A 13095-nucleotide genomic window follows, 5' to 3' on the forward strand; every position below is an offset into this window, starting at 1 on the left:
TGTGCCTGTTTGTACCCGAGCGCGGGCCCTACGTGGTCACGCTGCGCTACCGCCTCCGGGCCCGACGCGCTCAGGCTGTGTCCATGGCGCCCGAGCGCGGGCCCTGCGTGGTGACGCTGCGCTACCGCCTCCGGGCCTGACGCGCTCAGGCGGCGGCGATACTGTCGGCCTGCTGCCGGAGGTCGCGCAGCTTACCCAGATCGGTATCGAGCCGAGCGAGCCGTTCCGCGCCCCGGTCGCCGTACTGCGACCCGGCCTCCTCGGCCACCCGCAGCGCCTCGTCCGCCGCGCGCAGGGCGTCGGTGGCGATATCGGTGAAATGGTCGCGCAGGACGCGCTGGACTTCGCGCAGGCGGGTACGTGATTCCTTACCCACCTGGAAGACCACATCGTCCATCAGCCGCGATACCGCGGTTTTCGCCTCGGCCTGCCGGCGCAACCGGCGCGCCCGCCGGTCTTCCCACAGGGCGTGCAGGCCGAGCAGAATACCGGCCCCGGCCGAATACCAGTTCACCAGCGACATGCCGAGCAGGCTGGTCGCCAGGCCGACCATCAGGATACCGCCGTAGGAACCGCGCAGCGCCGACAGGAACTGTTCGGTGACACCGGCTTTCGCACTCTGCAACGGTTCCAGCGGCGCCACGTCCTCGAGCAGGTCGGAGGCGTACTGCGGACGGATATCGGGGAGATCGGGGCGGCGGTGATCGGCGGGGAAACGCGCGGCGACCTGTTCGCCGAGTTCCTCCGCCCGATAGTTCGCGATCTCGAAATTCTCCGCGACCGCCGCGGCGATCCGGCCCTCGAGATCACTACCGAACCGTTTCCAGCGGGTCGCGGGATCGGTTCCGGAGATCTCGGCCTCCGCGTCCCGCATCAGCATCCGCAGCCGGTGCCGCAGATCGTGCTCGATATCGGCCATCAGTTCGGTACTGCCGTCGGCCAGGGTGATCTGCCAGGTCGCGGTGCGCTGCCGCAGCTGATCGGCCTGGTCGCGGGCCGTGGCCAGCTGCTGGGTGACATGCGCGCGCCGGCGCGGATCACGCAGGGCGTCGGCCTCGGTGCGCAGCACCACACCGAGATGGTCACCGACGAGCTGGATATCGCGGACCGCGGATTTCACGGCCATCGCATCGGCATGACCCACCACATAGTCGCGCAGATGCTCGATCAGCTGCGGCAGCCCGGATTCGACCGCCCGCTGCTGGTTACCGGATTGCTGCGCCTGATGGTGCAGCAGCGCCGACACCGGGGCCACCGCGTAGCCCAGCCCGGCCGCGTCGAGCAGCTCCCGGTTGCGCTCCTGCACCTGCATCCAGTGCGGATTGCGGTCGATCTTGTTGAGCACGCAGATCACCGTCGGGCAGACCTGCCCGATCTGCCGCAGATGCGCGATCTGGTCGCGGCTGTACTCGGCACCGGCGTCGCCGACGTACAGCACCGCATCGGCGGCGGCGATCATCGACCACGTGGTGCGATCCTGGAGCGCGGCACCCGGCGCGTCCATCAGCACGATCCCCTCGGCCAGCAACGGGCTCGGCTGGGTGAAATCGGCGCGGATCACGCCCTGGGCGGTGAGCGCCGGAGCCGGGTTCAGCGGATCGACCGGCTGACGACGGACCCGGCCGCCGCCTTCCCGGCGGATCAGCGTGGCCGTCGGTTCGGGGCCGTACTCCACGATCGCCGGCACGCTGATCGGCGTGTCGGTGGCACTGATCGGCGCGCCCGCCAGCGTGTTCACCAGCGTGCTCATCCCGCTCTTCGGCGGACCGACCACCACCAGCCGAACCCGCGTATCGGCGACCCGCGCCCGGACCATACCGAGCCGGCCCCGCAGATCGTTACGGCTGGCGGTGCGGGAAACATCCCGCAGCTCGTCGATGATCTGGATGAGCGGGGCCATCACCTCCGGATTCTTCACCGTGGCGGCCCGCGGTCCGGCTACGGCAGACAAGCCCTGCTCCTTCGCTCTCGGTCACAACACGTCGTTCGGCCGGAATCCGGCCGATATCCTCCCCGCCCACCCGACCGGACGAATCCGGGATCGGCCGTGAACCGTCAGAAATATACCCAGAAAGCGGGGTCGGCAACCGAATCATCGGCCACCGCGGCAGTATGCGGCATGAATCCGGCCGACAGGTCACCGGTGAGCCCGCCACCGGCGAACCCGAGCACGGTGTGATCGGGGTAGGGATCGGCGGCGAAACCGGAACCATCGTACGGAACGACCACGGCACCGTGATCGGCGACGGGCTTCACCTGTGGCGCGGGCAACGGTGTCGGCATCGGCTGCGGCACGGCCGGTGCCTGTGCGTCCGGCACACTCGGCTGATCCGGCACGCTCACGGTGGGAACCGGCGTCACGGGCTGGTCGACGGTCGGAACCTGGTGGGTCGGCACCTCGACCGTGGACGGGGTCGCGCCGCCGGTCCCCGTGCCGCCACCGATGGGTTCGGTGGTGGTGCCGCCGGCGTCGCCGGTGGACGGGTTGGGGACGGTGGTGGTGACGCTGCCGGATTCACCGGTGGTCGAGCCGCCCTCGGTGCCGGTGGTCGGCTCCCCCGAACTGCTCGTCGGCGACGATCCGTCGGTTTCGGTGAGTTCGGAGGTCGTGGTCGAACCGTCGGGTGTGGTGGTGCCGTCGGTGGTGGTGCTGCTGCCGTCCGGCGTGGTGGTACCCGAGCCGGGACCCGTGGTGGTCGATCCGTCCGGCCCGGTCGTCGTCGAGCCACCCGGGCCAGTGGTGGTGGAACCGCCGAGGCCGGTGGTCGTGGAACCGTCCGGGCCGGTGGTGGTCGATCCGCCGGGGCCGGTGGTGGTCGTATCCGGCGTCGTGGTGGCACCGTCGGAGGTGGTGACGGGCGCGGTCGTGGTCGGCAGCACGATGGTGGACTGTTCCGGCAGGCCGGGTTCGGCGGGCGGCTGTGTGTCGGGCTTCGGCGGCTGCGGCAACCGGTGGAACAGATCCGGCAGCTGCGCCGCCGGCGCCGTCAACGGCGACTGTCCCGCCGGCGGCTGGAACACATGCGCCACCGGGGTGGTCGCCGCATCGGGCTGCACCGTGGTCTGCAGCGGTGTCGCCGCCACCGGCTGCACCGCCGGTGCCACGGCCGCGGGCGCCACGGGCGGCGGTACCGGCACGGCGACCACGGGCACGGGGGCGACCGGCGCCATCGGGGCGGGCGCCATCGCCGGGGCAGGCGCCATCGCCGCGGCGGGTATCGGAGCCGGACCACCGGCCATCGGCACCGGGGCACCGGGTCCCCCGGGGAGACCGGCTGCCGAGGGGGCCCCGGGAACCGCGGCCGCGCCGGGACCGGCAGCCGCAGTCTGGCCGGATGCCAGACCCGTTCCGGTACCACCGGCCGGGACCGCGGAATCCGCGCGTTGTCCTGCTCCGTCCAGTTCGGGCGCGGCCGCCGGCCCCGCCGGATCCGGCTGCGGGCCGGGTGCCGCGTCCGGGGCACCGGCGCCCGTCTGCGCCCACCCCATGTACTGATCGAGTTGTTCGTCGAGCGCGAAGGCGTCCTGCGTCGTGATCCCGAAGTCCCAGTCGCTGTCGGCCCGGAAACCGTCCGGCCCCAGCGCGATATCGATGGACAGATCGGAATCGACGGTGACGGACCCGCCGACACCACCGAGCGCGAAGCCCGCCATCCCGCCGGTGTGCAGGTCGAGGGAGTACTCGAACCAGTCGGCATCGGCTGTCTCGGCGGAACCGTTCTCCCCGGCCGTACGCACACCGCCCAGGAAATCGGGCAGCCCGAAATCCCCGCCGCCCGAATCGGAATCCATGGTCCGCGATACCGATTGCGGCTGCCCGGCGGCACTCGGATCGAACCCGGACAAGTCGAAGATATCGGTCCGGAACGCGTCACCGGGTGCGGGCAGCTCGAAACCGCCCGGCGCACCGAACCCTTCGGTACCGGGTACGGGAAAGTCGCCGGCTCCCGGGAAGGGGAAGCCGCCGTCGTCCGGGCCGGGACCGTCCGCGCCGAGCCCCGGAATACCGTCGAGGCCCGGGATCCCCTGGGCGGGTGGACCGAACTCCGGGACACCCGGGAAACCCGGCTCGGGTACTCCGGTACCCGGACCGAAGCCGCTACCCGGTGCCTCGCCGCCGGGCCCGCCGGGAACCAGCGACAGCCCCGGGACCTCGTCCATCGACCGCGGTGCGAAGGGCGCGGCATCGTCGAAATCGAAATCGTCCGGCCCGCCGACCTGGATATCGAGAGTGCCGTGCGGCAACGGCATGGTGACACTCGCGTCGCCCGGGGAGCCGAACGGCATATCCTCCGGCGCAACCGGTTCGGGGTCCGGGAAGGTGACCACCGGGCTCGGCACATCGGGATCCGGGTCGACATTGCGCGCCCAGCCGGCGTTGCGGCTGTCCAGTTCGCCGGGCGACGCCGGGACCCCGCCACCGTTGGCGGCAATCAGCGCGCCACCGGTCACATACGCGCCACCGCGCGCGACGCGGGCGGTGCCGCTGGCAATACGATAGGCGGTGTCACCGCCCCGCTCGGCGACCTCTTCTTCGCCGTCGAACGGCAGATCACGCGCCATTCCATAACTCCACTCTCGCGTTCACCAGCGACCGCACCGTCGTCGACCCGGCCCGGATCCGTTACCAGCCTATTGTCGACATCTACGACTGTCACATTTTCGTTATCAGCCGATATCCAGGAACGGGCGGGCCCCGGCGAAGACGGTGGCGCGACGGGCAATCGCACAGCCACTCTCCCGCGGGAGCGGCAGGCGGATACTACCCGGACGGGGTGACTACTTCTTGTCCTTCGGCTTATCGGATTGGGCATCGGAGGACAGGGCGGCCACGAACGCCTCCTGCGGAACGTCCACCCGGCCGATGGTCTTCATCCGCTTCTTGCCCTCCTTCTGCTTCTCCAGCAGCTTGCGCTTACGGCTGATATCGCCGCCGTAGCATTTGGCCAGCACGTCCTTGCGGATGGCGCGGATGTTCTCGCGGGCGATGATCTTCGACCCGATGGCCGCCTGGATCGGCACCTCGAACTGCTGCCGCGGGATCAGCTCGCGCAGTTTCGTGGTCATCTTGTGCCCGTAGGCCTGCGCGGCATCACGGTGCACGATGGCGCTGAACGCGTCCACGGCCTCACCCTGCAGCAGGATATCGACCTTCACCAGCTGCGATTCCCGTTCGCCCGCTTCCTCGTAGTCCAGCGAGGCATAACCGCGGGTGCGCGATTTCAGCGAATCGAAGAAGTCGAAGATGATCTCGGCCAGCGGCAGGGTGTAGCGCAGCTCGACCCGGGTCTCCGACAGATAGTCCATCCCGCCCAGGTCACCGCGCCGCGACTGGCACAATTCCATGATGGCGCCGATGAATTCGCTCGGCGCGATGATGGTGACCTTGACCACCGGCTCGAACACCGCGCGTACCTTGCCTTCCGGCCAGTACGAGGGGTTGGTCACGATATGTTCCGCGCCGTCCTCCATCACCACGCGGTACACCACGTTCGGCGCCGTGGAGATCAGGTCGAGACCGAACTCGCGTTGCAGGCGTTCGCGGGTGATCTCCATATGCAGCAGTCCGAGGAACCCGCAGCGGAAGCCGAAGCCCAGCGCCACCGAGGTCTCCGGCTCGTAGGTGAGCGCGGCATCGTTGAGCTGAAGTTTGTCCAGCGCGTCCCGGAGGTCCGGATAGTCGGATCCATCCACGGGATACAGGCCGGAGTACACCATGGGCCGCGGTTCGCGATAACCGGTGAGCGGTTCGGTGGCGCCGTTGCGGGCGGAGGTGACGGTATCGCCGACCTTCGACTGCCGGACATCCTTCACCCCGGTGATCAGGTAACCGACCTCGCCGACCCCGAGCCCCTGGGTGGGTTTGGGCTCCGGCGAGACGATCCCGATCTCCAGCAGCTCGTGCGTGGCGCCGGTGGACATCATCTTGATCTTCTCGCGCGGGGTGAGTTTGCCGTCCACCACGCGGACGTAGGTGACGACGCCGCGGTAGGTGTCGTAGACCGAGTCGAAGATCATCGCCCGGGCCGGTGCGTCGGCGTCGCCCACCGGCGCCGGCACCCGTTCGATCACCCGGTCCAGCAGTTCGGTCACGCCCACACCGGTCTTACCGGACACCCGGAGCACGTCCTCGGGCTCGCAGCCCACGATATGGGCCAGTTCGGCCGCGTAACGCTCGGGATCGGCGGCCGGCAGGTCGATCTTGTTCAGGACCGGGATGATCTCCAGATCCTTGTCCAGTGCCAGGTACAGATTCGCCAGCGTCTGCGCCTCGATCCCCTGCGCGGCGTCCACCAGCAGGATCGCGCCCTCGCAGGCCTCCAGCGCGCGCGAGACCTCGTAGGTGAAGTCGACGTGCCCCGGCGTATCGATCAGGTGCAGGACGAAATCCTCACCCTTGTGCGCGCCCGATTCGGGCGTCCACGGCAGCCGGACGTTCTGGGCCTTGATGGTGATCCCGCGTTCACGTTCGATATCCATCCGGTCCAGGTACTGCGCGCGCATCTGCCGTTCCTCGACGACCCCGGTGAGCTGCAGCATCCGGTCGGCCAGCGTCGACTTGCCGTGATCGATATGCGCGATGATGCAGAAGTTCCGGATCCGCGACGGATCGGTGAACGTCGTATCGGCGAAGCTGGCGGGCACTCCACTCCTCATGGGGGTATCGGGCGTACTGGCCACCATCGTCCCATGGTGCGCACGGCCGCCGGTCCCCCAGGTCCCGCCGCGGTGATATTCCACCGGGCGGGTGTGCCGTTATTCTCCTGAGATGGCCCGCAGTTGGAACAGTCTCGGCAAGCAGCTCACCGCGATCGCGATCCAGCAGGGCCCGAAACTCGTCCGGCGGCAGGCACCGCGACTGGTGGAAGCACTGTTCGACCGCGGCACCGCCACCCGCCGCGCGCCGCGCGCGGTCACCGGCCCCAAGGGCATCCCGGTCCGGCCCGCGGCCTCCACACCCGTCCCGACCGCTCAGCGCGCCCGGCGGGTCGTCTACGCACCACAACTCGACGGCCGCGCCGACCCCGGCGAAATCGTATGGACCTGGGTCCGCTACGAGGACGACCCGGCCAACGGCAAGGACCGCCCGGTGCTGGTGGTCGGGCGCGACGGGCGCACCCTGCTGGGCCTGATGCTCAGCTCGAACCCCGACCGCGACCACCATCCCGACTGGGTCGGTATCGGCGCCGGCACCTGGGACCACCAGGGCCGGCCCAGCTGGGTCCGGCTGGACCGGGTGCTCGACGTGCCCGAGGACGGTATCCGCCGCGAGGGCGCGATCCTGCCGCGCACACTGTTCGACCGGGTCGCGCACCGGCTGGTCCGCGAATACCACTGGAGTTGACGCGCGGCCCGGCAGCGGCGGCCGGTCAGGCCTTCAGTTCCCGCGACCGTCCGAACAGCAACCCGTACAGCAGCGCTCCCAGCACGCCGCCGATCAGCGGGAACACGATGAACGCCCACAGCTGGGCCATCGCCCCGTCCTGGTAGGGCGCCACTGCCAGGCTGCGCGCCGGATTCACCGAGGTGTTGTCGACCGGAATCGAGATCAGGTGGATGACCGCCAGCGTGAAACCGATCGCCAGACCCGCCTGCGGGGCATCGGAGAGCTGATCGGTCGAGGCGAGGACCACGAAGACCAGCAGTGCGGTGAGCATCACCTCGATGATGATCATCGCGGCCATCCCGTACCCCTCCTGGAGCACGAAATTGCCGGCCGGACCGGTCACCGCGGACGGACTGTGCTCACCCCACCCGTTGGCGCCCAGCCCCGACACCGCGCGATCGTAGGAGGGGAGATTGCGCGCGACGGCGAACAGCACCAGACCGGCGACCAGGCCGCCCACCACCTGCGCCACCATGTATCCCGCCGCACTGACCGGCGACAACCGGCCCAGCAGCAACTGCCCCAGGGTGACGGCAGGATTCACATGACAACCGGAGATCGGGCCGATCGCGTACACGAGCAGCAGCAGGCTCAATCCGAAAGCCAGCGCCACACCCAGCGGCCCCACCTTGTCGCCGGCGATCACCGCCGTGCCCACACCCCCCATCACGAGAACGAATGTGCCCACCGCCTCGGCCGCCCATTTCTTGCCGTCGGACTGCACATTGGTGGCTTCATGACTGGCCTGGACGACCTGCTGTTCCTGCTGCGCACTGGAGGACATGAAAAACCGCCTTCCGAGAGGATCACTGCGCCGACGCGGACGCACACCGGATAGTTCCTGGTCCTGCTGGGAAAACTCGTGCTGTGCCCATTTCGCATGGGCGAGGGTTCTACGTGATCACGCGTCACTACCGACTCCGGGGCCGACTCACCCATGCGGAGATTTATTCGGACCTTACGCCGCACAAACGATCATCTCAACGGCATCGGGCCAGGTCGCGGCATGCGGCCGCACCCGCGATTTCGTGGCCCCGCCACATGCTGGTAATCTGGCCACCCGGCGTTGCCGTACCCCGTGCCCGGAGAAATCCAGGCTTGGCTGAATCCAGGGCCGGTACGCGCATACAGACTTTCCCGACCGAACCAGACAGGAACCAGAGGATACCGGCGTGGCCAATATCAAGTCCCAGATCAAGCGGATCCGCACCAACGAGGCGCGGCGCCAGCGCAACCAGTCGGTGAAATCCGAGCTGCGCACCCATATCCGCGCCTTCCGGGCGGCTGCCGCGTCCGGTGACAAGGAAGCCGCCACCGCGCGCCTGCAGTTCGTGAGCCGCAAGCTCGACAAGGCCGCCTCCAAGGGCGTCATCCACGCCAACCAGGCCGCCAACAAGAAGTCGGCGATGGCGCTGGCACTGAACAAGCTCTGATCGTTCGATCTCTTTCGCACAAAGCCGCCGCGGCGTCGACGACCACGGCGGCTTTTGGTGTACCCGGGCTCGGTCAGCGCGTGTTTTCCGAGGCAGTACCGGATGGCGCGCGCCCGGCGGTCCGGCGCCTGTCGTAGCATGCGGCGCATGGTTATGTTGTATGCGAACCAATCGGTCGTCCAAGCCGAGGACCTGCCCGGCGTCATTCGCGCCGCCGAGGTACTCGGTATCGGCGTGAAGATCGAGAACGTACTGGTACCCGCCGATGACGACGGCAGTCAGGTCTGCGTCTGGATGGTCACCCGCGACGAGGAGACCCCCGTCTACGAAGAGTGGGAGGGGCGTTTCGAGGAGGTCGCGGAGGAAGCCCTGGAGCTCAGCGCGGTCGAATAACCCGCCTCCGCCGGATCCGCCTCGTGCCGCGCGTACGCCCGGCCGTGTCCGCCTCACTGCGGCCGCGGTACAGCGACCGCTCGGCTATGTCGTCCTGATAGCAGCGTCGGCGTTGCCCGCGAACGCGGCACCGCAGCGATGCCCTCGCACCACCCCGGGCCCCCTGCGGCGGGTCCGCAGCTGTGTCCCGCATCCGGAAGCCTCGGCCTGGTGGCCGGTCAGTCGCGTCCTTGGAGCGCCAGCAATTTCAGCACCGCGTCCTCGAGGGCGAAGCCGGAATCCGCGGCCCCACCTTTGACATCGGCGTTCAGTGTCGCCACAACCTGCAGCGCGGAGCCGATCGCGGCCGGGGTCCAGCCGCGCGCCTGAGCCTGCGCCTTCTTCACCTTCCACGGCGGCAGACCCAGTGGTCCCGCCAGTTTGAACGGATCCCCGCGACCCGCCGAACCGACCTTCGCGATGGTGTGCACCGAATCCGCCAGTGCGTCCGCGAGCACCACATGCGGGACGCCGCGGTCCTGTGCCCAGCGCAGCGCCTCCACCGCGCCCGCCCGGTTCCCGGCCACGGTGAAGTCCGCGACCTCGAAACCCGATACCTCCGCCTTACCTGAGTAGTACCGCCGCACCGCCGCGAGGTCGAGCTTGCCGCCGGTATCGGCGACCAGCTGCGAGCACGCCGCCGCCAGTTCCCGCAGCTCCGACCCGACGGCGTCCAGCACCGCCGCCACCACCTCACCGGATACCCGCGCCCCCGCGGCCCGGAATTCCGCGCGCACGAATTCGGCCCGCTCCGAGGCCTTGGTGAGCTTCGCGCATTCGTGCACCTCGGCCCCGGCCTTGCGCAGCGCCGGCACCATCGCTTTGGCCCGCCCGCCACCGGAATGCACCACCATCAGCACCACCCCTTCCGGTGGTGCGGCCACGGCGTCGGAGATCACGGCCACGGCATCCTTGCCGGCCTGATCGGCGGCCTCGAGAATGATCACCCGGTCCTCGGCGAACAGCGAGGGGCTCAGCAGTTCGGCCAGCTCCGCGCTACTGGCATCACCGGCGCGCAGCCGGTCGACGGGCACCCCGTCCGGATCCGGCGCACCCGCCCGCACCTGCGCGACCACTCCCGCCACCGCCCGCTGGATCAGCAGCTCTTCTTCCCCCAGCACCAGGTGCACCGCCGCCACTCGCTCGCTCACGGCTCCGATCGTACGGCCGGACCCGCACAATCCCCGGTATCGGCCTCACCCGGCCCCGGATGTCACACCGGGTCTCTCCAGGCACGGGGCGGTCACAATGGCGCTACGACACAGGGCCGCGGCCGGTGAACAGGGCGGCGGCCGGGGTTTCTGCTCTACGGTCCAGGGCATGGGCGATGTCCTGGGCGATCTGCTTCCGCTCGCGGTGGGTGTGGCGATCTCCCCCATCCCGATCGTGGCGGCGATTCTGATGATCCTGTCGGCCGAGGCGGGCAGCGCAAGTCGCGGGTTCGCGGCCGGGTGGGTGGCCGGAATCGCCGCGGTGACGGTCGTCGTGACACTGCTCGCGGGCCCGCTCGGCGGGTCGGCCGATCGGGAACCGTCCGCGGCGGGGGCATGGCTGAAGATTCTGCTCGGGATACTGCTGCTGGCCTTGGCCGTCGTGCAATGGCGGGAGCGCAACGACAAGGAGATACCGGGGTGGATGCGCGCGGTCGACGAGCTCACTGTCGTCCGGGCCGCCGAGCTGGGCGCGGTGCTGTCGGCGGTGAATCCGAAAAACCTGCTGCTGTGCCTCTCGGCGGGTGTGGTGATCGGTTCCAGTGGCACGGCCCTCGGCGGCCAGTTCGTCGCGATTGTGGTGTTCACCCTGCTCGCCGCGTCCACCGTGCTGGCGGTGATCTTCGGGTACACCCTGCGCGCGGACCGGTTGCGCGGCCCACTCCAGCGGCTGCGCACGATGTTGCAGGACAACAACCACATCGTGCTGGCGATCATCCTGGTGCTCATGGGCACGGTGGTACTCGGGAAGGGCATCGGCGGGCTCTGAGCACGCGAACCCGGCGTTATCGCCTGCCCGGACCGACCTCCGCACTGCCGGGATCGGCAGCCGTTCCGCAGAACCGCCGCTGCGCGGAGCAGAGCCCGATCGCTGCACGACGCCGTCGACCCGACGACCGCACGCCCACCGCTCGCGGTGACCGGTCTGCGCGTACTCACCCCGGGAACCACCGGGTCCGAAGCAGATATGCGGCGAGGACACCCAGAGCCACCGCGAGCACCAGTCGCCGGACTCCTGGCAGCCGGAGCGCGGGAATCCCCGCGGCGACGAGCAGAGCGGCGGACAAGCCTCCGGGCGCACCACCCGGAACAGTGATCACCGCACCCGGTACGGCGGCTGCCTCGGTGGCGACGGTGAGCAGCCACCACAGCGGTGGCCCGGTGGCGCGCAGGATCAGCTCCGCGAGCGGGTACCAGCAGGTGGCCACGACCGCTGCGGTCGCCCCGAGCACGGTGATCGGGGCGATCACCGGAGCCACGAGGATATTCGCGGCGACGGCCACCAGGCTCAGCTGTCCGGACAGTGCGATGGTGATCGGCGTGGTGACGACGAATGCTGCCGCGGCCACCGCGACCAGTTCGGCCGGCAGCCGCCACCAGCCCCGGTCCCGTAGGTAGTCGGCCCAGCTCGGGGCCAAGAGCAACAGCGCGCCGGTGGCCAGCACCGACAGCGCGAAACCTGCCTGGACCGCGAGTTCGGGCCAGATCAGAAGCAGTCCGATCACCGCCGCGCACAACGCCGGCAGCGCCTGCCTTCGGCGGCCGGTGATCAGGGCGAGCAAGGTCACCGACCCCATGGCCGCGGCCCGCAGCACGCTCGGGTCGGGCCGGGCGATGATCACGAAGAACACCAGTGCGGCACCGGTCACCACGAAGGACATCCGGGGACCGCACGTCAGCATGCGCGTCACGGCCAGAGCAACGGTCATCAAGATCGAAAAGTTTGCGCCGCTGACAACACACAGGTGCTGTAATCCGGAAGCCACGAAATCCTCGTGCAGCTGATCGGATAGTCCCGAGGTGTCCCCCACGACCAGTGCGGGTAGCAGGCCGGCCGCCTCGGGTTCGAGCGCGGCCTCCGCCACCGTGGACAGGTCGGAGCGCACGCCCGCCGCCAGTGCCTGCCACCACGGTAGTGGCCCGGCCGGAGCCGGTGCACCGACCGGGCGCAGGGTGACAACGGTCAGATCGTGTTGCCGTGGTGGTGCGGTCCGGGCCCGGAATTCGATCGACTGCCCGGGAATCAGTTCGCCCCAGCGTGGCCCCGCGGCCAGTACGACCACCGCGCCGCCCGCGCGGAGCACGCTGTCGCGGTATCGGAACTCCCGCAGTTCGGCCCGGACCACCCACAGCCGTCCCCGCCCGGAACCGCTGCCGCGCACCGGTTTCGGATCGTCGCCGGGCGTTATCACGACGTGCACGGACGCTTCGTCGGGCACGCCCCGCAGCGGATGGGTACTCACCTGGTATTCGCGCCAGGCCCCGGCGAGCCCGAACCCCGCACCCAGCACGGCCGCACCGAGAACCGTCGTGACCACCACCCGGTACCGCTCGCCGCGTGCCGCGATCCCCATCCACAGCAGCATCCACGAAACGAGCGCCACCACCGCCAGGCCGATCGCCGCTCCAGCCCCGGCGACCCATCCCGAGCCGACCGCCGCAATCGTCACCAGCCAGCAGACGAGAGCCGCCGGGAGCAACCGCGCGTCCAGTACCTGCTGTTTACCACCGGCATCGTCCGCCGGCCGCTCGCTGCCACCCGGCTCCGCCGCCCCACCCGGCCCCCTCACCGGCGAAGACGGACGGTTGCCGTCCGCACGAACCACCATGGGACCCGTCCGGCGACACCGCC

General features: G+C 69.6%; 10 protein-coding genes. 4 read left to right on the forward strand and 6 right to left on the reverse strand.

The window, feature by feature from the left end:
- Positions 1–145: 145 nt before the first annotated feature.
- The 3 genes from ACQEVO_RS23395 to lepA form a co-directional block, all read right to left on the reverse strand.
- Positions 146–1951, reverse strand: coding sequence for a hypothetical protein (locus tag ACQEVO_RS23395; protein WP_432916866.1), 1806 nt, complete (start codon positions 1949–1951; stop codon positions 146–148).
- A 104-nt stretch (positions 1952–2055) separates the two neighbouring features.
- Entirely contained in the window at positions 2056–4563 is a 2508-nt protein-coding gene (locus ACQEVO_RS23400; protein WP_432916869.1) for a hypothetical protein, read from the reverse strand.
- 216 nt (positions 4564–4779) lie between these two features.
- Entirely contained in the window at positions 4780–6657 is a 1878-nt protein-coding gene (lepA, locus tag ACQEVO_RS23405; protein WP_432922950.1) for a translation elongation factor 4, read from the reverse strand.
- Positions 6658–6769: 112 nt separating this feature from the next.
- Between lepA and ACQEVO_RS23410 the strand changes: the two genes are divergently transcribed.
- Entirely contained in the window at positions 6770–7345 is a 576-nt protein-coding gene (locus tag ACQEVO_RS23410; protein ID WP_432916872.1) for a type II toxin-antitoxin system PemK/MazF family toxin, read from the forward strand.
- Between the two features lie 25 nt (positions 7346–7370).
- Here the strand turns inward: ACQEVO_RS23410 and ACQEVO_RS23415 are convergent, their stop codons facing one another.
- Positions 7371–8171 (reverse strand): aquaporin, encoded by an 801-nt coding sequence (locus ACQEVO_RS23415; RefSeq protein WP_432916875.1) that lies wholly within the window; start codon positions 8169–8171, stop codon positions 7371–7373.
- Between the two features lie 388 nt (positions 8172–8559).
- Here ACQEVO_RS23415 and rpsT point away from each other — a divergent pair, with 388 nt between their 5' ends.
- Positions 8560–8820 (forward strand): 30S ribosomal protein S20, encoded by a 261-nt coding sequence (gene rpsT / locus ACQEVO_RS23420; protein WP_280397213.1) that lies wholly within the window; start codon positions 8560–8562, stop codon positions 8818–8820.
- Between the two features lie 147 nt (positions 8821–8967).
- A complete protein-coding gene (locus tag ACQEVO_RS23425; RefSeq protein WP_432916879.1) occupies positions 8968–9213 on the forward strand; it encodes a hypothetical protein in 246 nt (81 codons plus the stop codon).
- Positions 9214–9431: 218 nt separating this feature from the next.
- On the opposite strand, the gene holA is transcribed toward ACQEVO_RS23425, so the two are convergent.
- A complete protein-coding gene (gene holA, locus ACQEVO_RS23430) occupies positions 9432–10403 on the reverse strand; it encodes a DNA polymerase III subunit delta (RefSeq protein ID WP_432916882.1) in 972 nt (323 codons plus the stop codon).
- Positions 10404–10572: 169 nt separating this feature from the next.
- Here holA and ACQEVO_RS23435 point away from each other — a divergent pair, with 169 nt between their 5' ends.
- Positions 10573–11232 (forward strand): GAP family protein, encoded by a 660-nt coding sequence (locus ACQEVO_RS23435; RefSeq protein ID WP_432916885.1) that lies wholly within the window; start codon positions 10573–10575, stop codon positions 11230–11232.
- 166 nt (positions 11233–11398) lie between these two features.
- Here the strand turns inward: ACQEVO_RS23435 and ACQEVO_RS23440 are convergent, their stop codons facing one another.
- On the reverse strand, positions 11399–13033 hold the full coding sequence (locus ACQEVO_RS23440) for a ComEC/Rec2 family competence protein (protein WP_432916888.1): 1635 nt from the start codon (positions 13031–13033) through the stop codon (positions 11399–11401).
- Positions 13034–13095 lie beyond the last annotated feature (62 nt).

This window comes from Nocardia sp. CA-290969, from assembly GCF_050936135.1.
In the GTDB taxonomy this organism is placed as follows: domain Bacteria; phylum Actinomycetota; class Actinomycetes; order Mycobacteriales; family Mycobacteriaceae; genus Nocardia.